Origin of the sequence: Thermosynechococcus sp. M3746_W2019_013, assembly GCF_015296045.1 — a bacterium.
In the GTDB taxonomy this organism is placed as follows: domain Bacteria; phylum Cyanobacteriota; class Cyanobacteriia; order Thermosynechococcales; family Thermosynechococcaceae; genus Thermosynechococcus.
The window spans coordinates 1-25,584 of the sequence record NZ_DVDW01000009.1; the positions used below are offsets into that span (position 1 = coordinate 1).

General features: G+C 53.7%; 30 protein-coding genes. 19 read left to right on the top strand and 11 right to left on the bottom strand.

Annotation, left to right across the window (positions count from 1 at the left end; genetic code table 11):
- Window positions 1-21 precede the first annotated feature (21 nt).
- The 3 genes from IGQ16_RS01095 to tyrS form a co-directional block, all read right to left on the bottom strand.
- Window positions 22-744 (bottom strand): cytochrome c biogenesis protein CcdA, encoded by a 723-nt coding sequence (locus IGQ16_RS01095; protein ID WP_024125493.1) that lies wholly within the window; start codon window positions 742-744, stop codon window positions 22-24.
- Between the two features lie 4 nt (window positions 745-748).
- Entirely contained in the window at window positions 749-3,367 is a 2,619-nt protein-coding gene (locus IGQ16_RS01100) for a pitrilysin family protein (RefSeq protein WP_297059932.1), read from the bottom strand.
- A gap of 529 nt (window positions 3,368-3,896) precedes the next feature.
- The gene (tyrS, locus tag IGQ16_RS01105) at window positions 3,897-5,123 is read right to left on the bottom strand and encodes a tyrosine--tRNA ligase (protein WP_297059958.1); all 1,227 of its coding nucleotides are present in this window, start codon (window positions 5,121-5,123) and stop codon (window positions 3,897-3,899) included.
- A gap of 276 nt (window positions 5,124-5,399) precedes the next feature.
- On the opposite strand from tyrS, the gene IGQ16_RS01110 reads away from it, so the two are divergent.
- From IGQ16_RS01110 to gap, 7 genes are all read left to right on the top strand, one after another.
- Entirely contained in the window at window positions 5,400-7,226 is a 1,827-nt protein-coding gene (locus tag IGQ16_RS01110) for a transglycosylase domain-containing protein (protein WP_297059960.1), read from the top strand.
- Window positions 7,227-7,453: 227 nt separating this feature from the next.
- Entirely contained in the window at window positions 7,454-7,975 is a 522-nt protein-coding gene (locus tag IGQ16_RS01115) for a transcriptional repressor (protein ID WP_024125496.1), read from the top strand.
- A gap of 3 nt (window positions 7,976-7,978) precedes the next feature.
- Window positions 7,979-8,335 carry a DUF2808 domain-containing protein gene (locus IGQ16_RS01120; protein WP_297040379.1) on the top strand — a complete coding sequence of 119 codons (357 nt, stop codon included), beginning with the start codon at window positions 7,979-7,981 and terminating at the stop codon, window positions 8,333-8,335.
- On the top strand, window positions 8,332-9,228 hold the full coding sequence (locus IGQ16_RS01125; RefSeq protein WP_297059934.1) for an LD-carboxypeptidase: 897 nt from the start codon (window positions 8,332-8,334) through the stop codon (window positions 9,226-9,228). The genes IGQ16_RS01120 and IGQ16_RS01125 overlap by 4 nt, the downstream gene beginning before the upstream one ends.
- A 175-nt stretch (window positions 9,229-9,403) precedes the next feature.
- Window positions 9,404-10,951, top strand: a complete 1,548-nt coding sequence (locus tag IGQ16_RS01130; RefSeq protein ID WP_297040383.1) for an NAD(P)H-quinone oxidoreductase subunit N — start codon at window positions 9,404-9,406, stop codon at window positions 10,949-10,951.
- A gap of 53 nt (window positions 10,952-11,004) precedes the next feature.
- On the top strand, window positions 11,005-11,340 hold the full coding sequence (locus IGQ16_RS01135) for a rhodanese-like domain-containing protein (RefSeq protein ID WP_024125500.1): 336 nt from the start codon (window positions 11,005-11,007) through the stop codon (window positions 11,338-11,340).
- A gap of 22 nt (window positions 11,341-11,362) precedes the next feature.
- The gene (gap, locus tag IGQ16_RS01140; RefSeq protein ID WP_024125501.1) at window positions 11,363-12,385 is read left to right on the top strand and encodes a type I glyceraldehyde-3-phosphate dehydrogenase; all 1,023 of its coding nucleotides are present in this window, start codon (window positions 11,363-11,365) and stop codon (window positions 12,383-12,385) included.
- Here the strand turns inward: gap and IGQ16_RS01145 are convergent.
- Window positions 12,382-13,017 (bottom strand): 1-acyl-sn-glycerol-3-phosphate acyltransferase, encoded by a 636-nt coding sequence (locus IGQ16_RS01145; protein ID WP_297059937.1) that lies wholly within the window; start codon window positions 13,015-13,017, stop codon window positions 12,382-12,384. The two genes, gap and IGQ16_RS01145, sit on opposite strands and share 4 nt — an antisense overlap.
- Window positions 13,014-13,904: an ACP S-malonyltransferase gene (gene fabD, locus IGQ16_RS01150; RefSeq protein ID WP_297059939.1), complete on the bottom strand. Its 891-nt coding sequence runs from the start codon at window positions 13,902-13,904 to the stop codon at window positions 13,014-13,016. Before fabD ends, IGQ16_RS01145 begins: the two co-directional genes overlap by 4 nt.
- Window positions 13,905-14,010: 106 nt before the next feature.
- Between fabD and rpsP the strand changes: the two genes are divergently transcribed.
- Genes rpsP through IGQ16_RS01170 form a run of 4 tightly spaced genes read left to right on the top strand, consistent with a single transcriptional unit; the run spans window position 14,011 to window position 15,828 of the window.
- Window positions 14,011-14,262 carry a 30S ribosomal protein S16 gene (gene rpsP / locus IGQ16_RS01155; RefSeq protein WP_024125504.1) on the top strand — a complete coding sequence of 84 codons (252 nt, stop codon included), beginning with the start codon at window positions 14,011-14,013 and terminating at the stop codon, window positions 14,260-14,262.
- A gap of 3 nt (window positions 14,263-14,265) precedes the next feature.
- On the top strand, window positions 14,266-14,619 hold the full coding sequence (locus IGQ16_RS01160; protein WP_024125505.1) for a KH domain-containing protein: 354 nt from the start codon (window positions 14,266-14,268) through the stop codon (window positions 14,617-14,619).
- Between the two features lie 3 nt (window positions 14,620-14,622).
- On the top strand, window positions 14,623-14,796 hold the full coding sequence (rpsU, locus tag IGQ16_RS01165; protein ID WP_011055893.1) for a 30S ribosomal protein S21: 174 nt from the start codon (window positions 14,623-14,625) through the stop codon (window positions 14,794-14,796).
- 9 nt (window positions 14,797-14,805) lie between these two features.
- On the top strand, window positions 14,806-15,828 hold the full coding sequence (locus tag IGQ16_RS01170) for a PhoH family protein (RefSeq protein WP_024125506.1): 1,023 nt from the start codon (window positions 14,806-14,808) through the stop codon (window positions 15,826-15,828).
- On the opposite strand, the gene IGQ16_RS01175 is transcribed toward IGQ16_RS01170, so the two are convergent.
- The 3 genes from IGQ16_RS01175 to IGQ16_RS01185 form a co-directional block, all read right to left on the bottom strand.
- Window positions 15,773-16,495, bottom strand: a complete 723-nt coding sequence (locus tag IGQ16_RS01175) for a superoxide dismutase (RefSeq protein WP_024125507.1) — start codon at window positions 16,493-16,495, stop codon at window positions 15,773-15,775. The two genes, IGQ16_RS01170 and IGQ16_RS01175, sit on opposite strands and share 56 nt — an antisense overlap.
- A 46-nt stretch (window positions 16,496-16,541) precedes the next feature.
- Entirely contained in the window at window positions 16,542-16,823 is a 282-nt protein-coding gene (locus IGQ16_RS01180) for a hypothetical protein (protein WP_024125508.1), read from the bottom strand.
- Between the two features lie 298 nt (window positions 16,824-17,121).
- Window positions 17,122-17,307: an NblA/ycf18 family protein gene (locus IGQ16_RS01185; RefSeq protein ID WP_024125509.1), complete on the bottom strand. Its 186-nt coding sequence runs from the start codon at window positions 17,305-17,307 to the stop codon at window positions 17,122-17,124.
- Between the two features lie 204 nt (window positions 17,308-17,511).
- On the opposite strand from IGQ16_RS01185, the gene lpxD reads away from it, so the two are divergent.
- Together lpxD and IGQ16_RS01195 are read left to right on the top strand one after the other, a co-directional pair.
- The gene (gene lpxD / locus IGQ16_RS01190; RefSeq protein WP_024125510.1) at window positions 17,512-18,528 is read left to right on the top strand and encodes a UDP-3-O-(3-hydroxymyristoyl)glucosamine N-acyltransferase; all 1,017 of its coding nucleotides are present in this window, start codon (window positions 17,512-17,514) and stop codon (window positions 18,526-18,528) included.
- Window positions 18,529-18,640: 112 nt separating this feature from the next.
- On the top strand, window positions 18,641-19,600 hold the full coding sequence (locus tag IGQ16_RS01195; RefSeq protein ID WP_297040887.1) for a hypothetical protein: 960 nt from the start codon (window positions 18,641-18,643) through the stop codon (window positions 19,598-19,600).
- On the opposite strand, the gene IGQ16_RS01200 is transcribed toward IGQ16_RS01195, so the two are convergent.
- From IGQ16_RS01200 to IGQ16_RS01210, 3 genes are all read right to left on the bottom strand, one after another.
- Window positions 19,597-20,739, bottom strand: coding sequence for a histidine kinase (locus IGQ16_RS01200; RefSeq protein WP_024125512.1), 1,143 nt, complete (start codon window positions 20,737-20,739; stop codon window positions 19,597-19,599). The two genes, IGQ16_RS01195 and IGQ16_RS01200, sit on opposite strands and share 4 nt — an antisense overlap.
- A gap of 132 nt (window positions 20,740-20,871) precedes the next feature.
- Window positions 20,872-21,198 (bottom strand): hypothetical protein, encoded by a 327-nt coding sequence (locus IGQ16_RS01205; protein ID WP_297059941.1) that lies wholly within the window; start codon window positions 21,196-21,198, stop codon window positions 20,872-20,874.
- Window positions 21,195-22,178, bottom strand: a complete 984-nt coding sequence (locus tag IGQ16_RS01210) for a hypothetical protein (protein WP_297040889.1) — start codon at window positions 22,176-22,178, stop codon at window positions 21,195-21,197. Before IGQ16_RS01210 ends, IGQ16_RS01205 begins: the two co-directional genes overlap by 4 nt.
- Before the next feature lie 162 nt (window positions 22,179-22,340).
- On the opposite strand from IGQ16_RS01210, the gene IGQ16_RS01215 reads away from it, so the two are divergent.
- The 6 genes from IGQ16_RS01215 to folD all read left to right on the top strand — a co-directional run bounded on the left by IGQ16_RS01215 (window position 22,341) and on the right by folD (window position 25,578).
- On the top strand, window positions 22,341-22,640 hold the full coding sequence (locus IGQ16_RS01215) for a TMEM165/GDT1 family protein (protein ID WP_024125515.1): 300 nt from the start codon (window positions 22,341-22,343) through the stop codon (window positions 22,638-22,640).
- A gap of 134 nt (window positions 22,641-22,774) precedes the next feature.
- The gene (locus IGQ16_RS01220; RefSeq protein WP_024125516.1) at window positions 22,775-23,236 is read left to right on the top strand and encodes a Fur family transcriptional regulator; all 462 of its coding nucleotides are present in this window, start codon (window positions 22,775-22,777) and stop codon (window positions 23,234-23,236) included.
- 5 nt (window positions 23,237-23,241) lie between these two features.
- Entirely contained in the window at window positions 23,242-23,886 is a 645-nt protein-coding gene (locus tag IGQ16_RS01225; protein ID WP_024125517.1) for a pentapeptide repeat-containing protein, read from the top strand.
- A gap of 84 nt (window positions 23,887-23,970) precedes the next feature.
- Window positions 23,971-24,162, top strand: a complete 192-nt coding sequence (locus IGQ16_RS01230) for a DUF454 family protein (protein WP_041429817.1) — start codon at window positions 23,971-23,973, stop codon at window positions 24,160-24,162.
- Window positions 24,159-24,494 carry a hypothetical protein gene (locus IGQ16_RS01235; protein WP_024125519.1) on the top strand — a complete coding sequence of 112 codons (336 nt, stop codon included), beginning with the start codon at window positions 24,159-24,161 and terminating at the stop codon, window positions 24,492-24,494. Before IGQ16_RS01230 ends, IGQ16_RS01235 begins: the two co-directional genes overlap by 4 nt.
- A gap of 163 nt (window positions 24,495-24,657) precedes the next feature.
- The gene (folD, locus tag IGQ16_RS01240; protein ID WP_024125520.1) at window positions 24,658-25,578 is read left to right on the top strand and encodes a bifunctional methylenetetrahydrofolate dehydrogenase/methenyltetrahydrofolate cyclohydrolase FolD; all 921 of its coding nucleotides are present in this window, start codon (window positions 24,658-24,660) and stop codon (window positions 25,576-25,578) included.
- Window positions 25,579-25,584 lie beyond the last annotated feature (6 nt).

Genomic DNA, 25,584 nt, shown 5'->3' on the forward strand with positions numbered 1-25,584 from the left:
AAGTCTGAAGAGGAGCGATCGCTACAGCCGAATGGCCAAAGCAATGACTCCAAAGGCAATGAGGAGCACGCCGCTGACTCTGGTGATCCAACTCGACCACTGCCGCAGGGCCAGTAGCTTTTGTAGGGCACCACTAAAGGTACCCACCACGATCAGGGGCACGACGTAACCTGTTGTGTAGGCCAAGAGCAAACCTGCCCCCACCCAGAGCTTTTGGGTTGTGGCCACCCACGCCAACAGCGTTGCCAAGACGGGTGTGCTGCAGGGGGCAGCAACTATGCCAAAGGTGGCCCCTAGGGTATAGGACTGCAAACCCGCAGGGACGCGATCCGGCAGTTCCTCTAGGAAGCGACTGCGGGGAAAGCTGAGGGGCAAGGCCTCGAGCAAATTTAACCCCATGAGAATGGCCACCAAACTAACCACAAGGGTTAACCCCCAGCCCACCTGACCGTAGATGCGCCCGGCCAAGGCCGCTGTCATCCCCAATACCGTTAAGGTGGTGGCAAGACCCAAGGCAAACCAAAGTGACTGGCGCAACACGGAGCCATGTTGCTTGCTGGCATAGCCGGCGATATAACCCACCGTAATCGGCAGCATGGAGAGGGTACAGGGGGTCAGACTGGTGAGCAGTCCCGCCAAAAAGACGATACCGACACTGATCACCGTTAGATCACGGAGTTGACCGGTCACCCACTGGTTGGCCCACTGTTCCAGTTGGTAGAGTCCTAGGCTGAGGCTGGCCATGGTTTTAGGGGCTAAAGGAAACGGCAGGCCCGGCAGTGACAATTACCAGTCGCTCCGGATCAATTAGCTCTCGTAGGGCTTGATTGACCTCCTCTAAGGTCACCTGCTGCAAGCGATCGCTAAACTGTTGCAATTCCTGCGGCGGTAAACCCACACTAGCATTCCCCAACAACGTCCGTGCCACCATATCCACATTCGCCAACTCCACGATATAGGTATTGCTGAGGCTACGCTTGGCCGCATCGAGTTCGGCAGCAGTGAATCCCTGGCGGCGCGCCTCCCGCAGCAGTTGCAGTGTCGCTTGAATGGCCTTGGCGGTATCTTCGGGGGCAGTTTGTAACTGAATCATAAACGGTCCGGCCTGACGACTGGCCGTAAAGAAACTGTAGATACCGTAGGTTAACCCCTGGCGATCGCGAATCTCCGTACCCAAGCGACTGGCCAGCGTATCTCCCCCGAGAATGTGATTCATCAGCATCGCGGCATAGAAGCGAGGATCCCGGCGATCGATCCCCGGTGCCCCTAAATAGGTAATGGCTTGGCTTTTACCGGCAATGACCGCATTCCGAAAGAGGGTTTGCGGGGGCGGCGAAACCGCAGGAAAGGTGAGGGAAAGGGGAGCCGTTTGGGGCTGCCAAGCGCCAAAAATGTCATTGAGGCGCGATCGCACCGCCAGGGGGTCAAAATCTCCCACGAGGGTCAAAATCGTGCGATCCGGCCTATAGGCGGCACGATAAAAGTTCAGGAGGTCTTGGCGTTGAATAGCCTGCACCGACTCCGGGGTGGCAAAGGGATGCAGCGGATGATTGGCTGGATAGAGGGTTTCCTGCAGGACACGGCGCCCCCAGCGCACCGGATCATCCGCCTCCAGACCCAGGGCTGTCAGGTAGCGCTGCTGACTCAGTTTGAACTCTGCCTCTGGGAAGGTGGCTTCCTGCAGCACCTCGCCAAGGGTGGCCAAGAGGGTGGGTAGCTCCCTAGCTAGGGCATAGCCTTCGACATCAACCCCGTCGCGAAGGGCGCTGAATTCAAGGCTAATGCCGCGATCCTCAAGGGTTTGCGCTAAGGTGAGGGCAGTTTTGGTGCGGGTACCGTTAAGCAAATTGGCGGCGGTGAGGTTGGCAACCCCCGGCTGCGTTAGCAGATCATAGCCCGTGCCAGCATCAATCCGCCCCGCCAGGGTAACCGTGGGGGTACTGCGATCCACCAGTAAGAGCACCCGCAGACCATTTTGCAGCGTTAAGGTTTCCACCCCATTGGTTTTGACCGCCGGGGCAGCCTGGGTGCTTCCTGGGGGTAAATAGGCGGCGATGGTTTGGGGATCCACAGGTTCACCGACCAGATTGTGGGCTGTGGTTTGAACCGCCGGCCGACCCGACAGCTCCACATCGACAAATTCACTGGGAATAAATTCCCCGACAATCCAGCGATCGCGCCCAAAATAGGTTTGCACCACCCGTTGCACATCGGCAGGGGTGACCTTTTCAATGGCCGCCAGGTGGCGATCGCTAAAGCGGTAATCGCCCGTGAGGGTTTCATCATTGGCCAGTTGACTAGCTTGGGCATCAATATCGCGATTGCGGAGAATAAAATTGGCCTTAAGCTGTTGTTTGGCGCGTTGCAATTCACCCAGACTGAGGGAACGCTCCGCCACTTGCTGCAAAATCTTGCCAATGGTCTGCTCAATGGTTTCAAGGGATTGATCGGGGCTGGCGATCGCCCCCATTTCAAACCAGCCCCCCTTCTGCAAGGCAGCTACGTAGGAGTAGGCCGAGCTGGCTTGCCCCGTTTCCATCAGTTCCTGATACAGGTACGAACTGCGGCCGCCACTGAGGAGCATATCCAGGACATCCAAGGCCGCTTGATCCGGATGGGTCATCCCTGGAATAGGCACCAAAATCTGGAGTAGCGGCGCACTCCCCGGTTCCCTGAGGCGAATTCGCTGGGCTGAGCCGGCCTCAGGCGGCGGCAGCGGCGGATCGATCAAAGGTTCTGGCGGCTGCGGAATTGCCCCAAAGGTTTTCTTGACCAGCTCCAGTGCCCTCGCAGGACAGACATCGCCAGCAATCACCACCACGGCATTATCGGGGCGATAGTACTGCTGATAAAAACCCCTGACTGCCGGTAGCGTCAACTGCTCCACATCACTGGCTGTTCCCCCCACTGGTAAGCCGTAGGGATGCTTGGGATAGAGGGCCGCTAGCACCGCACGACTGAGGCGATATTCAGGACTATTTTCATAGCCTTGCAGCTCCGAGATCACCACCCGCTTTTCACTTTCAAGGGCATCGGGGGTGATGAGGGTATGGCGCAGGCGATCGGCTTCAAGGATCAGCAGTGGCTCCAGTTGGTCAGCGCGCACCGTGTGGTGGTAGGCCGTCAGGTCATAGCTGGTAAAGGCATTGGAAGAACTGCCCAGGGCATAAAATAGCTGCCCAAACTGCACCGGTCGGCTTTGGGTCCCCTTAAACATCAGATGCTCTAGCTGGTGGGCAATCCCGTTTTCTCCCTTGGGTTCATGGCGAGACCCCACGCGATACCACACCTGCAAACTCACAACGGGCGCCGTGGGAATTTCCTTAATCAGAACGGTCAGGCCATTATCTAAGACCGTTTTGGTCACGCCACTACCGAGTCCTTCTACCATGGCCAGGGGAAAAATTACAGCTAAACTGGTACTCAAGAGCATCAAGCCAACAAATAAGAAGATTCTAACGAATTTTGGAGTGAGCCCTAGGATCATTGTTTCACTGAATTGCCTTTTAATTGCCTTGGGGGGCGATCGCGCTCCCAGAAGTCCTCATCGCCGCAGAAAGACTCGCCAGAACCACCCCTGATGCTGCCGCCATCATGATTGTTGTTATTGTTGTTGCGATTGTCGTTTCATCGTTGTTGCCATCCACACCAGGCGATCGCACAGATAGACTTCAAACTTGTACCCTTGCCAACTCACTTCCATCACCTTGGAGCTTGGGCAAGTCCGTCTGAAGATGAGGAAGAAAAGTACATCTGTTTGCTTTCGGCACATCTGCGCCCCAGGCCAGCCACTCTCTAAGGACCTTGGCTTGAAATTCCTGATCACCCATCTGCTAGTTGCCCCGCAGGTTCTCTCTATCTTGAATGAATCTTGGCAGAGCGGGTGAAAAAAACGCCTAGGGCACAAAGCGCAGGAATTTTTTCTTGCCCACCTGCAGCACTTGGTTGACGTAGGGTTCTGGCGCGGTGAGGGTAAAATCCACATCGGTAATTTTCTCACTGTTGAGCCGGACACCACCCCCTTGGATTTGCCGCCGTGCTTCGCTGCTGCTGGGGCAGAGCTTGGTGTGACTGAGCACGTAGGTTAGCTTTACAGGAAACTGAAACTCGCCAAGGGAATACTCTGGAATTGATCCCGCCTGTGCCGTTTGCCCTTGGGTGACGATCGCCGCTAGTTCTGCTTGGGTTTGCAGGGCCAGCTCTCGCCCATGGTATTGACTGACCACTTCTAGGGCTAAGGCCTTCTGGCGATCGCGAGGATGAGCGGGCAAACTGTCCAAAGGCAAATCCGTAAGCAACTCAATGTACTGGTTCACCAAAGCATCGGGAATTTTTTCAAGCTTGGAGTACATACTGGCTGCCGACTCCGTGAGCGCCACATAGTTGCCAAGGGACTTGGACATTTTCTGTACCCCATCCGTACCCACTAGGATCGGCATCAGCAGGCCAAATTGCACGGTTGGCAAACGAAAGTGACGCTGTAAATCGCGACCGACGGCAATATTAAACTTTTGATCGGTTCCCCCCAATTCCACATCTGCGGCCACCGCCACCGAATCATAGCCCTGCATCAGCGGATAGAGAAACTCATGGAGAAAAATAGGCGTTTCCTTGGCGTAACGTTCCGCAAATCCCTCCTTGGCCAGCATTTGGCCCACGGTCATCGTTCCTAAAAGCTCAAGCACTTTGCGCAGATCCAGTTTGGCAAGCCACTCTGAGTTGTAGCGAATTTCTAAGCGGCCGGGGGTCTCAAAATCCAAAATCGGCCTCACCTGTTCAAGGTAGGTTTGCACATTGGCTGCTACCTCCTCAGGGCTGAGTTGTTTGCGTACTTCCGACTTCCCCGTGGGATCGCCAATTTGAGCCGTAAAGTCACCAATAATCAGCACGGCACAGTGCCCCGCATCCTGAAACTGGCGCAGCTTGCGCAGGACAATGCTATGACCGAGGTGAATTTCACTGCCGGTAGGATCAATGCCAAACTTAATTCGGAGCGGGCGTTGCGTTTGCCGCAAATAGGCCCAGAGATTTTGCTCGGGTTTGGCGGAATCAGGGACATGGGGGAACGTTTCCACAACGCCGCGCTGGAGCCGTGCAATGGTGGCCTCAAGGTCTGAAGACATCATTTGATTGGGCATTTATGGGCATTTATTGGGGTGAGGACATTTTCTGGTCTAGGATGGCTATGATAGCAATCAATGGCGATCGCGCGGCAATTTTGCCATTCCCGACTTTTATCCAAATAAAAAATCGTATACGAAGCAAAAAATAATAGGCCTGAGGCAGCGATTATCGTGTCCACCACTACCCTTGGCAAACATCCCTCCCAAACCCGCCCCCAAGATGAAAACTTCTGGCGTGGGGTACTGCGAATTGCTAACCGCACCTTCCTGGTGGGGATGACCCTTGGGTGTGCGGCTATTGGAGGTGGCCTGTTGGGCCTAGCGATTAGCTTTCGGAATCTTCCGGATGTGCGATCGCTACGGGGCTATGTCCCCACTGAAACCACCCACATTTACGATGCCAAGGGCACACTCCTTGTGAGCCTTCACGATGAAGAAAACCGCGAAGTCGTTTCCCTAAACGAAATTTCCCCCAATCTGAAGCTGGCTGTGCTGGCGATCGAAGACAGCAGTTTCTACCAGCATCGCGGTATTAATCCCATTGGTATTGCCCGTGCCTTGATGGTCAACCTTACCTCTGGGCGTACCGTGCAGGGCGGCTCTACCCTGACGATGCAATTGGTTAAAAATCTCTTTTTGTCTCGCGATCGCTCCATCAGCCGTAAAGTAGCTGAGGCTGTTTTGGCCATGCGCCTCGAGCAGATCTTCAGCAAAGACGAAATTTTGGAGATGTACCTCAATCAGGTCTATTGGGGACATAACACCTACGGCGTGCAAACTGCAGCCCAAAGCTACTTCAAAAAAAATGCCGCAGATCTCACGCTTGCCGAAGCCGCGATGATGGCTGGGATTATTCAAGCTCCAGAAGCCTATAGCCCCTTTGTGGATTTTGATCTCGCCAAGGAACGGCAGCAATTGGTGCTGGAGCGGATGGTGGAGTTGGGTTGGATTACCCCCCAAGAGGCTGCTGCCGCTGCCCAAGAACCCATCAAGCTGGGGGAAATTACCTCCTTCCAGCGCAGTCGTAGCCCTTGGATTACCGATGCTGTGTTGCAGGAGTTGACCCGCCAATTTGGCCGTGAAGCTGTCATTCGCGGTGGCATGCGGGTGCAAAGCAGCCTTGATCTCAAAATGCAAAAAATGGCGGAAGATGCCATCCGACGGGGATATGAAAGCCTGCAAGCCAGTGGTGTGCGTGCAGATCAGTTAGCTTTAGCTGCCGTGGATCCGCGTACCCACTATGTCAAAGCGCTGGTGGGGGGAGTAGACTACAGCCGCAGTCAATTTAATCGAGCTACCCAAGCCCTGCGCCAGCCGGGATCTGCTTTTAAGCCCTTTGTCTATTATGCCGCCTATGCCAGTGGCAAATATACCCCCGATTCAATCATTAGCGACTCGCCAGTGCGGTACCGGGATGGGGACGGATGGTATGTGCCTCGCAACTACGATGGCTCATTTATGGGTGGAATGTCTATGCGCCTGGCCTTGGCCATGTCCCGCAATATTCCCGCAATTGTCCTTGGCCAAGAGGTCGGCATTGAGCGCGTAATTGAAATTTGCCGTACCCTTGGCATTACCAGTCCAATGCTGCCGGTGGTTTCCCTGCCCTTGGGAGCGGTGGATCTCACCCCCTTGGAAATGGCCGCTGCCTATGCCACATTCGCCAATAATGGCTGGCAATCTCCCACGACAACAATTATTCAAGTCACCGATAACAACGGTCATTTGCTGTTGGATCACACACCGCGCCCCAAACTCGTGCTTGATCCTTGGGCTGCCGCCGCCCTAAATAACACAATGCAGAGTGTGATCACCAGTGGCACAGGGACAGCAGCCAACATTGGCCGGCCTGCCGCAGGAAAAACAGGCACCACCTCTTCTGAGCGGGATATTTGGTTTGTTGGTTATGTGCCGCAACTCTCGGCGGCTGTTTGGGCAGGGAATGACAACTATGCGCCCTTGGGGCAGGGGGCAACGGGGGGTGGTTTTATGGCACCCATTTGGCGAGATTTTATGGCTCAGGCCCTCAAGGATGTGCCTGTGGAGGACTTTACCCCGATGTCGAAGTTCCAGCGACCCAAGCCGCAGCGGCAAAAAAATTAACTCTGCTGGTGCAATTCCCGATCCCCCATAGGGTGAAGCGGTTCAGGGATTGAGCTTGGCATTGGCGGAGGCCGCGTAGGTTATGGGGGCTGGTTGGGCGTTGCAACTCATTGGCAAAAAGTCTAGTAAAACCATTGTAATTATTCTCAATAAGCTCTGGTTGTTGCAAATGCCACTTGTTGTCGGCTATCATGCAAACCAATACCGGCAGATCAAGCGAATCTCCTATGCCACTTTATACAGCAGCAGCCTTGAAGGCGGAACTGAATGAGAAGGGTTGGCGGTTGACGCCACAGCGAGAAACCATTCTCAATATCTTCCAAAATCTGCCTAAGGGCAATCACCTAAGTGCTGAGGACCTGCACCATGAGCTGCGCAAACAGGGACACTCCATTAGTTTATCCACCGTTTATCGTACCGTGAAGTTGATGTCACGGATGGGTATTCTGCGGGAGTTGGAACTTGCTGAGGGACACAAGCACTACGAATTAAATACCATGTCTCCGCATCACCATCACCACATGGTGTGTGTACAATGCAACCACACGATTGAGTTTGATAATGACTCCATTCTCAAGCAGGCCTTGAAGCAAACGGAGAAATATGGTCTGCAACTGATTGATTGCCAACTGACGATCTATACCATTTGTCCAGAGGCGCTGCGGCGCGGTTACCCGGGACTGCCGGAAAACTGGGTCTGTAGTCGCGCGATCGCCCACGGGACGGAACCCCCCTCGCGGGGTAAATAGGGGATGTTACGGCCTCTAGGGATTGCCCTTGTTTTAATCCCTAACATTCTGGGGGTGGAGTTTCCCCATGGGCAGATGGCCTTTGATCAGCCCCCTGTTTGTGTTGAAGTTGTTCTTGAAGCCCATACCCACTATCCTCAAGTGTGGCTCAGGAATACCACCTACAACTTCGTTGTTCGGATACCGACCACCGCAGGGGACCCCCTTGCCCGTCTTGAGATTCAGCAACCGCCGGGCATTGAGACCATTTACTGGTTGCCCCAACGCCTTTGTGCTTTTATGGGCGATCGCGCCTTGGGTCAAAATATCGCTACGGGTGGCTTGCAATTTTACCGCAATTCTAATTTTTTGCTAACGTGACCGCTGTTGCAACATTACCGCCTCCCCTGCAGCCGGGCGATCGCCTTGCCGTCGCCTTTCCCAGTGGTGTTCTGCGCCAAGGAGAACCTTTTTGGCAGGGGGTGGCCTGTTGGCAAGCCCAGGGCTATGAGGTCATTGTTAATGAGGCTGACTTTGCAGGCTGGGGCTACCTTGCGGGTTCTGATCAACAGCGGCGCGATCGCCTACGGCACTTATTGCAAGATAATTCTATTAAGGGTATTCTCTGCGGGCGAGGGGGATTTGGGGCAACTCGTCTGTTGGAGCAGTGGCAGTGGCCTTCAGCACCCCCAAAGTGGCTAATTGGTTTTTCAGATATTACGGCTCTTCTGTGGAGCTATGCGGCCCAAGGGGTGGCCGGCGTCCATGGTCCAGTCCTCACCACACTGGCGCAAGAGCCCCTTTGGAGTCAGCGGCGTCTTTTTGATCTGGTCCAGGGCAAGCCCCTAGAGCCCCTATGGGGAAGCGGTTGGGGGGGCGGTGTGGTGCAGGGGCGCCTCTTAGTGGGAAATTTAACGGTCGCAACTCATTTACTGGCCACACCTGATTGCCCGCCTTTTGAGCATGTGATCTTGGCCCTAGAGGATGTGGGTGAAGCCCCCTATCGCATTGACCGTATGCTGACGCAGTGGCGCCGTAGTGGAGCGTTGTATCAGATCAAGGGGATTGCCCTTGGCCGTTTTAGTCGTTGTGAGGATCCCACCACGCAACCGAATTTTCGGCTGATTGAGGTTTTGGGCGATCGCTTGGGGGATTTGGGAATTCCCATTGTTAGTGACTTGCCGTTTGGCCATGAGGGGGTCAATGCCACATTACCAGTGGGGGTGGCGGCTGAGCTAGATGGCGATCGCGGTTCTTTGCGGCTATTACTCTGACAAGCTGACAACAAGTAAATCACAAGCTGACAAGGCATCGAAATACCCGATGCGCCGCTGTTAAGGGGGGCCAAAACTAATCGAACCTATAAGCACAAGCCGATCGCGAGTAAACAATGAAATGAAAATCTGAGTGATAAGATATGGGGGATTCCATCAAGGCACGTAAAGAGTTATGGATTTGGTGACACTGGCTGGACAGCTCAATGCAGGCACCATTTTGCCGGAAACCATCGTGATTGTGGCGCTGCTTGTCGTCCTGTTGGCAGATTTGATTCAGGGACGTCAGGCCGATCGCTGGACACCCTACTTTGCAATTGTTGGTTTAGGGGGGGCGATCGCCACGATGATTCCCCTGTGGACTCAGCCCGCAACCGTCAGTTTCTTTGGCAGCTTTATTTCCGATCACCTCAGCCTCTTCTTCCGGGGACTGATTGCCCTCTCCGCTTTGGGCACGATTCTCATGTCCATTCGTTATGTTGAGCAAACGGGCAGTTCCCTCGGCGAATTTATGACAATTCTGTTGACGGCCACAGTGGGTGGCATGTTCATTGCCGGTGCCCAAGAACTGGTGTTTATCTTTGTGGCCCTAGAAACCCTGAGTATTGCCTCCTATCTGCTCACAGGCTATACAAAGCGCGATAGCCGCTCCAACGAAGCCGCCTTGAAATATCTCCTGATTGGTGCGGCCAGTTCTGCCATTTTCCTCTATGGCTCATCGCTACTGTACGGCCTTTCCGGTGGGCACACGCAACTGCCAGCCATTGCCCAAGCCCTGTCCTCCGAATCCTTGGGCCTTGTCGTGGCCTTAGTGTTTGTTATTGCCGGCATTAGTTTCAAAATTTCCGCAGTACCCTTTCACCAATGGACGCCCGATGTCTATGAGGGTGCCCCTACCCCTGTGGTTGCCTTTCTTTCGGTGGGTTCCAAAGCCGCTGGCTTTGCCCTTGCCATTCGCTTTTTGACCTTGGCCTTCCCCAGTGTCACCGATCAGTGGCAACTCATCTTTACGGTGCTGGCGATCCTAAGCATGATTCTCGGCAATGTGGTGGCACTCGCCCAAACCAGTATGAAGCGGATGCTCGCCTACTCCTCCATTGGTCAGGCGGGGTTTGTGATGATTGGTTTTGTCGTGGGCACTGAGGCAGGCTATGCCAGTATGCTTTTTTACTTGCTGGTGTACCTCTTCATGAACCTTGGTGCCTTTACCTGTGTGATTCTGTTCTCCCTGCGCACCGGCACCGATCAAATTAGTGAGTATGCGGGCCTCTATCAAAAAGACCCCCTCCTGACCCTCGGCCTGAGCCTATGTTTGCTCTCTCTGGGGGGGATTCCGCCCCTGGCGGGCTTCTTTGGTAAGATTTACCTCTTCTGGGCCGGTTGGCAAGCAGGTGCCTATGGTCTGGTGCTGCTGGGTCTATTGACCAGTGTGATCTCCATTTACTACTACATCCGCGTTGTCAAGATGATGGTGGTCAAGGAGCCCCAAGAAATGTCAGAGGCGGTGCGCAACTATCCCGCAGTCTCTTGGTCAAGTTTTGGTCTGCGACCTTTGCAGGTGGGTTTGGTAATGACGGTGATTGCCACCTCCTTAGCGGGCATCTTGGCCAATCCCCTCTTCAACTTGGTGAATACGGCAGTATTGGATGTGCCCCAACTGGCTAATCAACCAAGGGTTATGGCGGTCACTTACCAAACTCTAGCGCCGGCAGGCAAATCTTAAGGATGATTTCAATTCCGATCCCCCATCTATCCTCCTAGAATCAGGGTAAAACCATGCTAGGACAAGTCACAGTGGTGGAATTGGCGCAACGCCTAGCCACAGAGGCGGATACCTTGCAACTCATTGATGTGCGGGAACCCGAGGAGTGGGCGATCGCCCATCTTCCTCACTTTACGCCTTTGCCCTTGAGCGCGTTTCCCCAATGGTCGCCCCAAATTTGTCAGCTCTTTGATCCAGACCGGGAAACCTTGGTGCTCTGCCACCATGGTGTACGCTCTGCCCAGATGGGGCACTGGTTAATTCAGCAGGGGTTTCGCAATGTCAAGAATATTGTTGGTGGAATTGATGCCTATGCTGCGGTAGTGGATCCAACCCTTCCCCGTTACTAGTGGATAATTTGGGAGAGTTTTCATGACGTTGAGAGTCGGTATTAATGGCTTTGGCCGCATTGGCCGCTTGGTGCTACGGGCGGGTCTTGCCTACGACAATATTCAGTTTGTTGGCATTAACGATCTCGTGCCTGCGGATAACCTAGCCTATCTCTTTAAGTACGATTCCACCCATGGCATCTATCCAGGTACCGTCAAGGCCACAGCGGAGGGTATTGAAATTGATGGTAAGTTCATTCCCTGTACGGCCATTCGCAATCCAGCAGAACTGCCCTGGGAATCCGTTGGTGCAGACTATATCGTTGAGTCCACCGGGTTATTTACGGGCTATGAGGGGGCGGCTCAGCATTTACAAGCTGGTGCCAAACGAGTGGTGATTTCAGCCCCCACTAAGGATGCCGATAAGGTGAAAACAATTGTTGTCGGTGTTAACCATGATACCTTTGACCCGTCGAGCGATCGCATTGTCTCCAATGCCAGTTGCACAACCAATTGCTTAGCCCCCGTTGCTAAGGTGTTGCACGCAAGCTTTGGCTTAGCAGAGGGCTTGATGACCACCGTGCACTCCGTCACTGCTACCCAGCCCACCGTGGATGGCCCCAGCAAAAAGGATTGGCGTGGCGGCCGTGGCGCTGGCCAAAATATTATTCCGGCTTCTACAGGAGCCGCCAAGGCAGTAACGCTGGTGTTGCCCGAACTTAAGGGCAAGTTGACCGGGATGGCCTTTCGTGTTCCCACCCCCGATGTCTCTGTGGTGGATTTGACCTTCAAAACCGAGAAGGCTACAAGCTATGGGGAGATTTGTGCGGCAATGAAGGCGGCGGCTGAGGGGGAACTCAAGGGTATTCTCGGCTATACGGAAGAAGCGGTTGTCTCCAGTGATTTTATCGGGGATGGCCGCTCCAGTATCTTTGATGCTACGGCGGGGATTCAACTCAATGCCAATTTCTTTAAGGTGGTGGCCTGGTATGACAATGAGTGGGGCTATTCCTGCCGGGTGGTGGATCTGCTCAAATTGATGGCCGCAAAGGATGGTCTGCTCTAGCGACCCAAGTCATGGAGGCTGTGGATGACTTCGCAGCAATGCTGAGTGACCGCTTCTAGGGCAGGGCGATCGCCCGAAGCGGGCGGTGGAAGGGGTGCACCAATGCGCACCGTAATTGGAACCGGTCGCGGCAACGTCCCTTTCTTGAGAATCTCCTGGGTGCCCCAAAGGCAAACGGGCAACAGGGGTGCTTGCGCTTTGGCTGCAATCAACGCTGCTCCTAGTTTCGGGTCATAAATACGGCCATCCTTAGTGCGGGTGCCCTCCAAAAAGACTCCTACTGCCCAACCCTGTTCTAGGGCTTTGAGGGCAGCCTGCAATGCCCGCCGATCGCCCGCGCCTCGCTTCACAGGATAGGCGCCATACCACCTAATCAATGTTCGAAAAATGGGAATGTGGAACAATTCCTCCTTAGCCATCCAGGCCACAGGTCGGCGCACACAGTTGGAGATGAGGGGCGGATCAAAGTAGCTGGCATGATTGGCTACCACCACTAGTGGTCCTCGCAGCGGTACCTGGTGGGCACCATAGATGCGCCCCCGAAAATAGGTGTGCAGGAGTGGACTCACCACTGACCATTTGAAGAGATGGTAGAGGAGCAGGCTGATCAGCGGCTCGCGATCGCGACTCACACCAGGCTCTCCAAACTGGCGATCGTTGCCACACCTCTGACATTGATCTCTGGGGTGGTGCGCTTGACCAAGCCAGCTAAGACATTACCGGGACCAATCTCCAGGGCTTGGGTCACTCCCGCCGCCGCCAGGGCATGGCAAGTGTCTACCCAACGCACAGAACCCGTCATTTGGGATCGCAACCGTGCCTTGATCAGCGCTGCATCCGTTGTTGGTTCGGGTTCGACATTGTTCAGGACAGGAAAGACAGCCGCTTGAAACTGGCACTCATCCAACAGTGTGGCAAAAGTTGCCGCGGCCGTCGCCATAAAGGGGGAATGAAAGGCCCCACTGACATTCAAAGGAACCGCCCGTTTGACTTTTATCTTTGCCAGTAGGGCTTCAACGGCCTCGGGCAGCCCCGAAATCACCACTTGTCCTGGATGATTATCATTGGCCAGAACCACATTGGGGGTGCTGGCGATCGCCTGCTGCAACTCCTGGCGGTCAAAGCCAATCAAGGCCACCATCTTGCCTCCACCGGCGGCATTCATCAGTGCGGCGCGCCGCTGCACCAATTTGAGTCCCGTTTCAAAATCAAAGACTTCTGCCGCATAGAGGGCAACATATTCACCGAGACTATGTCCTGCCACGAAGTCCGCCTTAGCTCCCCGTTCCTTGAGGGCATCCACCAGTAGGCTCTCGACGAGAAACAAACTGGGCTGGGTATAGAGCGTTTGATCTAAATTGCCAATGCAACCTGCACAGCAGTCAATGACCGACCACCCTAAAATGGCCGCTGCCTGTTGGCACCGCTCCTTGGCTGGGGGATAGGCTGTCAGCAAATCCGCCATCATTTCTGGATGTTGCGACCCTTGGCCGGGAAATAACCACGCTGTCTTTGTCATCGGCAGTGCTCAACTCAAACCGCAATCTACTTTACCCGATTTGGGAGGTCCGTTATACTAGAAAATTGTCAAGAAAAACCCACCCCTTCTATCTCCATAGGCTGACATGATTAAACTGCGTCTCAAACGCTACGGTAAAAAGCGGAACGCCACCTATCGTATTGTGGCCATGAATAATACCGATCGCCGCGATGGGCGTGCCCTTGAAGAATTGGGCTTTTACGATCCAATCCATGATGAAGTGCGCCTCAACGAAGAGGCTATCAAGCGGCGTTTGGCGCAGGGTGCACAACCCACAGATACGGTGCGGCGGCTCTTTGTCAAGGCGAATCTTCTCCCCGAAACTGCCCAAAAATAGGCAATGACTGAGTCGGCTGCCCCCAACTACGCTGCCTTGATTCGCTTCCTGCTTGAACCCTTTATGGAAGCACCAGAAACCCTGCGGCTCCATGCAGAATTTTCCCCTGCTAATTCTCGCATTTGGGTACGTCTTGCCTTTGCTGGCGAGGATAAAGGCCGGGTTTATGGTCGTGGCGGTCGCAATCTCCAGGCCATTCGAGCGGTTTTACAGGCTGCTGCCCAAGCCGCTGGTCAGCAGGTTTACTTAGATGTTTATGACGCTGCCAAAAGTACGCCTAAAATAGATCATCAAAGGAGCGATCGCCCACGGCGCTCCCGTCGTCGTTTTTATCCATCATCAAGGAGGCAAAGTTAGCGCGTGGCTGAAGTCCGTTTAGGTGAAAACGAATCCATTGAGTCCGCCCTACGGCGATTCAAGAAAAAAATCCAAAAAGCAGGTATTCTGTCGGAAGTCAAGCGGCGTGAACGTTACGAAAAACCCAGCCTGCGCCGCAAACGCAAACAGGAGGCCGCCCGCAAGCGCAATCGCTAAGTTTAGGGTATGACCACGAGGGAAAGCCTCACCATTGACCTCCACAGCATTGAGAGTGCGATCGCCCTTGTCGGTGAGCAAGAAGCCAACCTGCGCATCTTTGCCGCCCAAACAGGGGCGACCCTTGTTTTAAGGGGACGGGATCTCTACATCACTGGCACCCCTGCTCAAATCCAACTCTGCCAACAACTCATTCAAGACCTCAGTACCCTCTGGCGGGAGGGGCGTCCTGTGTCGGGGGTGGATATTCTCACGGTCCGCCATGCCTACGATACTCAGCAGCGGGAAGCCCTCCAAGAGCTGCAACAGGATATTCTAGCTCGCACCCGCCGCGGTGACATTATTCGCGCTAAAACCTTTCGCCAGCGCCAGTACGTTCAAGCAATTCGTAGCCACACCCTCACCTTTGGCATTGGGCCCGCGGGCACCGGCAAAACTTTCTTGGCCACGGTCCTAGCGGTCCAAGCCCTACTGGCGGGCACCTATGAGCGGTTAATTCTAACACGGCCTGCAGTGGAAGCGGGTGAGCGGCTTGGCTTTCTGCCAGGAGATCTACAGCAAAAAATTGATCCCTATCTGCGCCCCCTCTACGATGCCCTCTACGAGCTAGTAGAGCCGGAGAAAATTGGCAACCTGATGGAGCGGGGCGTGATTGAAGTAGCCCCCTTGGCCTATATGCGGGGGCGTACGCTGAATAATGCCTTTGTCATCCTCGACGAGGCTCAGAACACCACTCCTGCCCAGATGAAAATGGTGTTGACCCGTATTGGTTTTAACTCCTGCTTGGTGGTGACCGGGGACTTGACGCAAACCGATCTACCAGAACATCAAACCTCTGGCCTCAGTGTGGCTACGAAAATTCTCAAGGATGTCGAGGGGATCGCATTTTGTTATCTAACCAAGGGGGATGTAATTCGCCATCCCCTTGTCGAGCGGATTATTGATGCCTACGATCGCCATGAGCAGGCCTTGTGCCCTAAGCCAAAAGATCGCGCATCTGAGCATAGCGATCGCTCACCCAAGGCCAATTAACCACCTGCCACCAAGCCTCTAGGTACTGATCGCGACGGTTGCGATAGGTCAGGTAGTAAGCATGTTCCCACAGATCATTGCCCAAGAGGGGCACTTGCCCTTGCATCAGCGGAGAATCTTGGTTTAGCGTGGTGGTAATGGTCAAATTCCCTTGGGGCGTAAGCACAAGCCAGACCCAGCCACTGCCAAAGTGCTGCAGACCTGCCTGCTGAAACTGGGTTTGAAACTCTGGAAACGAGCCAAAAGTGTCTTCTATTGCTATGGCGAGGTCCCCCGTGGGCTCACCGCCGCCATTCGGTGCCATACTTTGCCAAAAGAGGGAATGGTTAGCATGGCCACCGCCGTGGTTGCGCACAGTTTCTTGGATAGCGGTGGGGAGTTGGTGAAGGTGGGGCAGGAGTTCTTCGATGGCCAGCCCGTGCCATTGACGGTAGGGTGTCAGTGCCTTGTTGAGAGTGTTGACATAGGCTGCATGGTGTTTGTCGTGGTGCAGACGCATTGTCTCTGCATCAATCACTGGCTCTAGGGCCTCGTAGTCATAGGGCAAAGGCGGCAGCGTATAAATTTCTGATGGCTCACCTGCCGCCACGGCTGGGCGCGATCGCAACCACAGTGCAGCAGCACTGCCGACTAGGAGGCTGAGGGTTTGACGACGGGTTAGGCGCATAACGAGTACGTGAAATGTTCCCGCTAATAGTCTAAGCCCCTCGGAATTATTCTTGGCGCAGCAGGAGTTGTTGGGCTTGGCTGGGAGTCAGGCGTTGGCCATCCAGCTCAATTTGTAGCACCTTGTCGGAGGATGGTTGCAGTGTGGTACTGCCCTGGCGGTGGTCTTTAGAACGCCCCTGATTTTGCCAAAGGCGGTTCATTTCTGAGGATGCAAAGCCAGTGGTCGGGGAAATGGGATTAAAGAGCGGGGGCAGAGGAGTGGCCAACGTGGCAAGGGGGTAGAATATCGCCGTCAGCGCTACGCTCATCCGCAGTAGACGGGTCATCAATCAATACCTCCTAGGAGCGATCGCAAGGGGAATTTCCCCTACCTACATCTTAGAAGCTCTTGGAAACTGCAAAATCCTTGCCCTGGAGAACTATCTTGGCGGCGCGTCTGGCTAATGTGAACTGAAATGCTGTAGCTAGATGACAATAGATGCAAGCAAAAATTCACGAGGTAAGTGAGGTTTGCAATGAAGCGCTTACCCATAGAAAAAAAATTGTGGTGCAGCCCCATATCCCCTACTTGATTCGCGAGCGGAAGCAAGGTGGAGAAAGAGGTCCGTCCCACACATTGGTGACTTAGGCAGCGCGTTTGACCAAGGAGCGAATGACGTTGTCTTTCATCATCAATAGGCGAGAGGCTTGCAACAGTAGCTCACGAGCTTCCTGAAGGCTCATGGCACTCACTTGCTCCTCCATGACCCGCATTTGAAACTCCTGTTCAAAGCTGAGGTCAACATTCAGTTCGGGGAAGCGTTGCTCCATAGAACGTACTCCTTATTCCATGTCATCGGGTATAGGTGTTAAAAAATATAACAAACACATTGACAAAGTTGCCACTCAATGGATATCACCTGCGCAAAGGATAAAATGTTCAGTATGAACGATTTCACGAAATTCTTGATCCGTTTCATAAATGAGACCTGATAGACTGAGCTAAAATTCAAGTTCAATGATGAGGACGGCAAGATGCGGTTGGCAGATGTCGCCGAACGGTTTGGGGCAACCCTCGACTGTCCAGAGCAAGGCGATCGCCCGGTGTTGGGGGTAGCCCCCCTAGAAACAGCAACAGCAACGGATATTTCTTTTCTGGCCAATCCTAAGTACACCGCCCTGTTGCAGATCACCCAAGCGGCTGCTGTGTTTGTGCGTCCCGACTTTCAAGGGGAGGCGGCCTGTCCTCTGCTGCGGGTGCCCCATCCCTACCTTGCCTTTGCCAAGTGTATTGAATGGTTTTACCCGCAACCCAAACCTGCCGCCAAAATTCACCCGACAGCAATTCTGGGAGCTGATGTGGTTTTGGGAGCTGAGGTCACGATTGGTGCTTATACGGTGATTGGCGATCGCGTCCGCATTGGCGATCGCACGGTCATTGATAGCCATTGCACCCTTTACGACGATGTGGTCATTGGCTCAGACTGTCGTATCTACAGCCACTGTGCCCTGCGGGAGCGAGTGCAACTGGGCGATCGCGTCATCTTGCAAAACAGCGTGGTTTTAGGGAGTGATGGCTTTGGCTATGTCCCCCTGGCGGATGGTCGTCACTACAAAATTCCCCAAGTGGGCACCGTGGTCATTGGCAATGATGTGGAAATTGGTGCTGGCACAACGATTGATCGCGCCACCCTTGGAGAGACCACCGTGGCAAATGGCACAAAAATTGACAACCTGACGATGGTGGCTCACAACTGCACCATTGGTGAAAATGCCATTCTCTGTGCCCAAGTGGGGTTGGCAGGCTCGACCCACATTGGTAATCACGTGGTCTTGGCTGGGCAGGTGGGGGCAGCGGGTCATTTGACCATTGGCGATCGCACTGTTGTCTCCGCCAAATCCGGCATTAGTAGCTCGGTACCGCCAGATAGCCGCATGGGGGGGATCCCGGCGATGGATCAAACCCTCTACCTCAAGGTCTCAGCCGCAGTGAAGCAATTGCCAGAGCTCCTCAAGCGAGTGCGCAAATTGGAAGCTAAGGTGGGCGAATAGCATCGATACTCTAGCCACCCTCTATAGTGGAATTAAGGACTAGCGTTGCCCTGTCTAGCCCTTATCAGAGGGTGAGGGAAAATGAGTCACATCAATCTGCGGCACTAAGTCTATGACTCCTCCAGCGGCAATTCGATTACTGCCCAGCGATCAAAAACTGTTCCAAGACCTCCTTGGCTATCATGAACTCACAACCAAGGCAGAAAGACAGGCGGCCTTGATCTCCTTGCTTCAGCGCGATCGCGCCCAAGTCATTGTCAAAAGTCTTGCCCAAGCTGCCTTTCCCCAAACCGCCTTTAATGTTGCTCTTTGGATGCTCAACCATGACTTGGTGACACTCGATTGGCTCTACGACATCACCTACCGCATTTCAACCCAAGGCTGCCAAGAAACGATTGATCTGAGGTTGCTCTACACGAGCCTCCAACACTTAAGTCCGGGGGATGCCGCCATTGTTCTAGGCCAAACCGATGCTGCCCTTAAGGCCATTCGTCTGGATGACTTAGACCTAGCCACCTTAATTACGACATTGGAACCGGGGATGGCCATTAGTTTGCTCTCTTGGTTTGTCACCTTCAAGAAAATTACGACAGTGGATCTAGAGTACATCAGTCAAATCGTCCAGAAGGTAAAACCGACTGCCGCGCCGCCCCAAGAGACCACTGAGATCCACTCTCAGCCCCTTGTCCCTGAGCCCCATATCATTGAACTCACCCTCGAAGACAAATTGCTAGAGTTAAATTTGCAATTGGGAGGCACAGAAACAGAAATCCTACCTAAGGTTTTGGATCGCTTTTTGTTTCGGCGTACCCGCGAAGATAAGGTGGTCTATCGTCCCAATACACAGGTGGTACGCCTAGCCTGCGTCGGCGGAGAGCGCCGCGACATTCCAGTGCCAGTGCGCAGTGCCAAAACGTGGCCACCGGGAGTCTATGTGATCTATCGCGAGCAGGAGTCCCTTCAACTGATGCGCTTGCCGGATAATGAGTTCTACGAAATTTTGCCCTTTGGGCCTGATCCCTATCTGCGTGCCGAAACGATCGCCCGCCTGGTCAAGGAAGGACAGCCCTAGCTATAGACAGGCAGTGTGAAGTGGAAGCAACTGCCTTTCCCCGGTTGGGAGTCCACCCAAATCTGGCCATAGTGCATGCGAATAATCTGGCGGCAAAGGGCAAGGCCAATGCCATAGCCTTCAATGGCGCGATCGCGATCGAGGCGAACCGTTTCGCCAAAAATTTTCTCCTGCTGTTCAATGGGAATACCCGGGCCGGTGTCACAGACGGTAACTTGCACCTTTTGGGTCATGCGATGAAAAGCACTCAGGTGAATTTTGCCCCCTGCGGGAGTGTATTTACAGGCATTGTCCAGTAGGTTGACCAGCACCTGACGAATGCGACTGCCATCGCCATAGACCAAAGGTAAATCCAAAGGAATATCGGTGGTAAAGTGCTGCTTTTTACGCTCAAAATTTAAGCGGACCTCCTCAGCGGTTTCTTGGCACAGTTTTCGCAAATCCAGTTGCCGTGCTATAACTTGCAGCTTGTCCTGCGGGCCGCGGGCCGCCAAGAGTAGGTCCGTAATTAGTTGTCCCATGACTTGAGTTTGGCCGCGGGCATGGTGAAACAGCCGCTGCACCTCTTCAAGATTGAGTTTCTGGCACATCTCCTCCTGAAGGTTGGACTCTAGGGTTTCAAGGGCAATCCCAACAGCAGTGAGGGGGTTACGCAACTCATGAGCCAGCAAGCCAATAATCCGATCTTTGAATTGCAGTTGTTCGGCCAGGTGATCGCGTTCTTGACGCAGTTGAAACAGCTCATCCTTAAGGCGGCTGAGTTCTATAGAGCAATCTGACTGCTCCGCTGCCGACTTTTGCATATCTGCCTGTAGGCAAAGGGCCACTTCCCGCTGCCAGCGCGGCCACCAATAGTCCACCTTTTGCAGGAGCTTACGACCCGCGAGGGTTTGGCGCGGCTCAGGACGGACTTTAATCAAGGCAGGCGTGGCAACTAGCTTATACTCCTCTAGGAGGTAGGGTTGCTCACCAATGGGCACCACTTTTAGTTCAAAGCTAAAGTTCGAGGGCAGTTGCTGAATGTGAGCTTGAATGGCAGCGGTTTCCTCTTCATCGCCCGGACGATTGGCAACAAACAGGAGCAAACTGAGCGGCGGTGTCGTTTCTTGGGGAGAACTGGCATCCGCAGACGCTTTCATTGAATCACCGGCGAGTATTCTTAAGGGCAGTGAATTGCGCTTCCTAGAGGGGAAACACTAGAGAGGATGCTTAAAGAGTAACTAACATAAAGGTTAACTGAAATGTTAGCGGATTCTCATCCGGAGCCCAGCCTAGGAGCGCTGGCCATCCCGCCGTCCGAGTTCGTAAATTGCCCCAGCGATGGTTGCCATCAGGCCTAAACTCAAGGCCCAACTTTGACCCAAGCCCAAACTACAGAGGATAAAGCAACCCGTACCCACAAGAATAAAGGGAATGAGCCCCACCATCCCTGCCCAGAATTCGGCACTTTGGTTTGCCTCACCCCCTAGCCACATCACTAAACGCTGCATGAAGGCTTGCCCCGTGGGATAAAACCCCCAGTAGAGGCCGATCGCCCACAGACCAGACCCCGCAATGGCAATGGGGGAGAAAGAAACCTGTGGCAAATTGGGAATCATAGGAGTCCTTGAAAAATCTTGGGATCAAACATTTCTCGGAGAGATAAATAGTAGGGTGTAAACACACTTGTATCATGCCCAGTGGCACGGGTTTGTATTTCCTTACCCAAAAGGTGCACCATTTGAAACACCAGCTCCCATGTCACCTTCAGAGAAGGATACAGCATCAAACAGAGGGGAAAAAGTTCCCGTTGCAGTGCCTCAAGGCTTTGCTCTAAAAGACACACCCAAAGATAGATTTGGAACATCTCAACATCGCGAATACTGGAAACGCGCACACTGGCTTGGGTTAAAGGGCCACTAAAACAGCGGTGCTGGGGGTTGAGTTCGGCAACACGGTGACAAATGGCGGTGGCGATCGCTGTGCTCTGGGGCAACAGATGGCGCACTAAAGCCAAGGCAGGATCAGTGTAGTCGTAGTTGGCTGCTGCGCTATAGGCGCGGTGCAAGGGCATGTAGAGGTGATCATCAATGACCTTGAAGAAGCTACTGAGGATGGAACGTTGGCTTGGGGGTGCTACTTCCAGCAGTAATACCCCCGTGTGATGAAATTGCAGACTCACAAAGCCAATCACTCGGGGATCGACCGCTGTATAGCGGCTGCGGATCTCACTGACGGCACTGCCTATCTTGGCAGTCATTTGCGGGGTGCCCTTGCCAGCTGCGTAGAGTTTCAGAGTGCGCTGATAAATGTCATGAATGTCTTTGGAGATGCTCCAGGGATCCACCAGTTCCGCTGGGATGCCATGGCGAATCATCTCTCCAGCCAAAAAGCCTTCGGTGCGCTGCCAAGCCTTGACGCTGGCATTCCGCAGTTCGGCCAAGAGTCGGGGAGCCACCGCTGCCGGATCATCCTCCGCAAGGGCAGTGGTGTTGAGGTTGGTGATATAGCGCTTTGCCCAAGCCTGTGCCAGACTAGTCAAGGAAGTGGTGTGCGGCGCGATCGCGTTCGATCCATCAGTGGTATTCAACAGGAGCACCTCCACCCTTATTGAACAGGGCTATGACTATACGCAGAACTGATGTTAAGAATTGTAACTTACTTTAAGCTGATCCGGCCACGCTGAACCATGACCCTCGTTGGCTGTTACTGCCTATACTGTTACGCTGCCCTATAGCAGCAACATCTTTGGAGAGACCGGATGGACTGGCAATCCTTGGCCGTAAGTTTTGCGATTGTTTTCTTATCGGAACTGGGGGACAAAAGTCAACTGGTGGCGATTACTTTAGGGAGTAATGCCCGCTCTGCTACTGCCGTGTTTTTAGGGGTCGCCTCTGGCTTGGTGTGTACAACGTTTTTGGGTGTGCTTTTGGGCAGTGGGATGGCCACATTGATCCCCGTTAAGGTGGTCAAGGCGATCGCTGCAATGATGTTTGCGTTTCTGGGTTTTTATTTGCTATCTCAAACAACGGCTGACAGCCTTGACAAGGAGCAAATTTGATTATAGCCAGAGGATTGATTATCATAGTGACTACAGGTTAGCAAATGGATAATCCTGAAGCTGCGATTAAATCGCAATAGGCTACTTAACTAAGCAAAATCTGCTGTTTGAGTTTTATTTTTTAGGATAGCGCCGTGTTCACGTCTCCTGCTCCCAGTTCTCTACCCCCCATTCGTTCCCTTGAGGATGCGATTGATCGCTGTCAACGCCTAGGACTGCGCCTTAGTCGGCAGCGGCGTGCTATTCTCGAACTGCTCTGGGATGCCAAGGATCACCTGTCAGCACGGCAGATCTACGATCGCCTGAATCAAGCGGGCAAAGACATCGGCCATACTTCTGTGTATCAAAATCTGGAAGCCCTTTCAGAGCATGGCATCATTGAGTGCGTTGAGCGCGCCGATGGCCGTCTTTACGGCAATATCAGTGATAGCCACAGCCATGTAAATTGTCTCGATAGCCAGAAGATTATTGACGTTCACGTTGAGCTACCTCCCTCTCTCATTGCTGAGATTGAAGCAAAAACTGGTGTGAAAATTGTTGACTATCGCATTGATTTTTACGGTTATCAAAACACTGAGCCAAGGGCCCAAGGATAACTGCCGTGGCCAATCCCCAACATCTTCAGCTTCTTAAGCAGGGGGTTACCGCTTGGAATCAATGGCGGGAGCAAAACAGTGATATTTGCCCTGATCTGGGACAGGCGGATCTCACTGGCGCCAATTTAGAGCTGTACAACCTCACCAATGCCAATCTCGATCAGGCAAATTTAGCGGGGGCTGATCTGCGCAACGCTCTGCTCAAGGATGCTTACATGGTAGGAGCCAACCTCTACATGAGTGACCTGATTGAGGCAGATTTGCAGGGTGCCTGTTTACAGCGAGCCACCTTGGCGGGTGCCGATCTCTACAAGTCCAACATTGCTATGGCCGATCTGCGCCAAGCCAACTTAGTGGGCACGCTACTGCGGCGAGTGAGTTTAATAGAGTCAACCCTTGCCTATGCCAACCTCACCCGTGCCAATCTTTTTCAGGCCAACCTGCACTTAGCTGATCTCAGGGGTGCAGTTTTGCAGGAGGCGATTCTCGAAAGCGCCAGTCTCATTGAGGCGAACTTTGAATATGCCGTTCTCATTGCTGCCAAGATGTCAAAGGCCAATGCCCGCCGTGCCAACTTTAAGGGAGCAAACCTCTACAAAGCAGAAATGGATGGCATGGATCTGCGGGATGCGATTCTCGATAAAGCTTAGAACCAACAACTTGTGAAAAGACAAGGTTCGGGCTACGTTAGAGGTGAATCATCCTCGCCTATTTGGAACTCGAAAGGAGTGCCTGTGACTAAAAACATCCGTAACACAGCGCGTATGGTTCTTGGTGTGATTTTTGGAATTATTGGGGTTGTGGGCTTTATCTTACCCCTAGTGCCAGGAACGCCTTTTTTGCTGATGGCGGCAGCTTGTTTTAATTCTATGGAACCCGAGGAGACCTCCAGTGCCCAAGGGAATGAATCGCCACCCGTGGCATGAAATACTTTTTCCTCACTGAGGGGTGGCACATTGGCCGTGTGTGGGAACCCCAAGGCCTCTGGAATGAGCAAGCGTGGCGGCGATCGCCCGTGATCACCCGTACCTGCCTCTACATCCTAGAGGGGGAAGAAAAGCTCTGGCTTTACCAAGTGGAGGACATGGTTCTTATGGTGGAAGTCAAGCCGAGCCATCCTGATCCTGCCTCAACTATTGGCCAAGTGGTGCTAAAGCGCCTGATGAGTGCAGAGGATGTGCTGACGTACCTGTGTACCACCCCTGCGATTTCCAAAATTCAAGTGGAGCGAACCTCCCCCTCAGGCGATCGCCCCTAGGGAGTGTTAAGCCCTTGGCACAACTGAGTAAAGAACTGAATCAAAGCGGGCGCCCATGATCGCCATTTGGGGTAAACTAGTTCGATGTTGTTGCCAACCGATGCAAACGTATTGGGCAACTAAACCCTAGACTTTTGTGAGCGATTAATTTTTAAGGTGTCCTTTGGTTGCAAATTCCGCTGCCTGCCTTGATGGCAAGTCCTTAGCCCAGTCTATTGAACGCCAGTTGGCTGACCATGTGCGGACGTTTCAAGCCCAGTGGGGGCGATCGCCTGGATTAGCGGTGTTGCGAGTTGGCGATGATCCCGCCAGTGCGGTGTATGTCCGTGCCAAGGAACAGGCCTGTGGCCGCGTCGGGATTCAATCCTTTGGTGCCCACCTGCCGGCCACTATCACAGAAGCAGCTCTCTTGGCCAAAATCACTGAGCTCAATCAAGACGAACGAGTGGATGGCATTCTCCTGCAATTGCCCCTGCCGCCCCACCTTGATCCGCGTCCCCTGCTATACGCCATTCATCCCGATAAAGATGTGGATGGCCTGCATCCAGAAAATCTGGGTCGGCTAGTGCGCGATGAACCGGGACTGCGCAGTTGTACGCCCGCGGGGGTGATGCAGTTGTTGGCCGCCTATGGCATTGATGTCGTAGGTCGCTCAGCAGTGGTCGTGGGTCGCAGTATTTTGGTCGGTAAGCCCCTGGCGCTGATGTTGCTCAGTGCCAATGCAACGGTGACGATCGCCCACTCACGCACCCCTGAGCTCGCCAGTGTCACCCGTCGTGCCGAGATTTTAGTCACAGCGATGGGGCAGCCGCGGCGCATTACGGCCGATATGATCCGACCAGGGGCAGTGGTCATTGATGTGGGCATTAATCGCATTCAACGCTCCGATGGCAAATCAAGTCTCTGGGGCGATGTGGACTACGAGGCTGCCTGTGGGGTGGCCAGTTATATTACCCCTGTTCCGGGGGGCGTAGGTCCGATGACCGTTGCCATGTTGTTGCACAATACTGTATGGAGCTACTGTCGCCGTCACAACTGGCACCAGCCCCTCCTTTCCTTGACCTCTATGCCGCCCGCACGCTGAGGAGTT

Excerpts from the sequence above, each read along its gene's own strand:
- IGQ16_RS01095 (WP_024125493.1), bottom strand. The coding sequence starts at position 744 with ATGGCCAGCCTCAGCCTAGGACTCTACCAACTGGAACAGTGGGCCAAC.
- tyrS (WP_297059958.1), bottom strand. The coding sequence starts at position 5,123 with ATGTCTTCAGACCTTGAGGCCACCATTGCACGGCTCCAGCGCGGCGTT.
- IGQ16_RS01110 (WP_297059960.1), top strand. The coding sequence starts at position 5,400 with ATGACCCTTGGGTGTGCGGCTATTGGAGGTGGCCTGTTGGGCCTAGCG.
- IGQ16_RS01115 (WP_024125496.1), top strand. The coding sequence starts at position 7,454 with ATGCCACTTTATACAGCAGCAGCCTTGAAGGCGGAACTGAATGAGAAG.
- IGQ16_RS01120 (WP_297040379.1), top strand. The coding sequence starts at position 7,979 with ATGTTACGGCCTCTAGGGATTGCCCTTGTTTTAATCCCTAACATTCTG.
- IGQ16_RS01130 (WP_297040383.1), top strand. The coding sequence starts at position 9,404 with ATGGATTTGGTGACACTGGCTGGACAGCTCAATGCAGGCACCATTTTG.
- IGQ16_RS01135 (WP_024125500.1), top strand. The coding sequence starts at position 11,005 with ATGCTAGGACAAGTCACAGTGGTGGAATTGGCGCAACGCCTAGCCACA.
- gap (WP_024125501.1), top strand. The coding sequence starts at position 11,363 with ATGACGTTGAGAGTCGGTATTAATGGCTTTGGCCGCATTGGCCGCTTG.
- fabD (WP_297059939.1), bottom strand. The coding sequence starts at position 13,904 with ATGACAAAGACAGCGTGGTTATTTCCCGGCCAAGGGTCGCAACATCCA.
- rpsP (WP_024125504.1), top strand. The coding sequence starts at position 14,011 with ATGATTAAACTGCGTCTCAAACGCTACGGTAAAAAGCGGAACGCCACC.
- IGQ16_RS01160 (WP_024125505.1), top strand. The coding sequence starts at position 14,266 with ATGACTGAGTCGGCTGCCCCCAACTACGCTGCCTTGATTCGCTTCCTG.
- IGQ16_RS01170 (WP_024125506.1), top strand. The coding sequence starts at position 14,806 with ATGACCACGAGGGAAAGCCTCACCATTGACCTCCACAGCATTGAGAGT.
- IGQ16_RS01175 (WP_024125507.1), bottom strand. The coding sequence starts at position 16,495 with ATGCGCCTAACCCGTCGTCAAACCCTCAGCCTCCTAGTCGGCAGTGCT.
- IGQ16_RS01180 (WP_024125508.1), bottom strand. The coding sequence starts at position 16,823 with ATGACCCGTCTACTGCGGATGAGCGTAGCGCTGACGGCGATATTCTAC.
- IGQ16_RS01185 (WP_024125509.1), bottom strand. The coding sequence starts at position 17,307 with ATGGAGCAACGCTTCCCCGAACTGAATGTTGACCTCAGCTTTGAACAG.
- lpxD (WP_024125510.1), top strand. The coding sequence starts at position 17,512 with ATGCGGTTGGCAGATGTCGCCGAACGGTTTGGGGCAACCCTCGACTGT.
- IGQ16_RS01195 (WP_297040887.1), top strand. The coding sequence starts at position 18,641 with ATGACTCCTCCAGCGGCAATTCGATTACTGCCCAGCGATCAAAAACTG.
- IGQ16_RS01200 (WP_024125512.1), bottom strand. The coding sequence starts at position 20,739 with ATGAAAGCGTCTGCGGATGCCAGTTCTCCCCAAGAAACGACACCGCCG.
- IGQ16_RS01205 (WP_297059941.1), bottom strand. The coding sequence starts at position 21,198 with ATGATTCCCAATTTGCCACAGGTTTCTTTCTCCCCCATTGCCATTGCG.
- IGQ16_RS01215 (WP_024125515.1), top strand. The coding sequence starts at position 22,341 with ATGGACTGGCAATCCTTGGCCGTAAGTTTTGCGATTGTTTTCTTATCG.
- IGQ16_RS01235 (WP_024125519.1), top strand. The coding sequence starts at position 24,159 with ATGAAATACTTTTTCCTCACTGAGGGGTGGCACATTGGCCGTGTGTGG.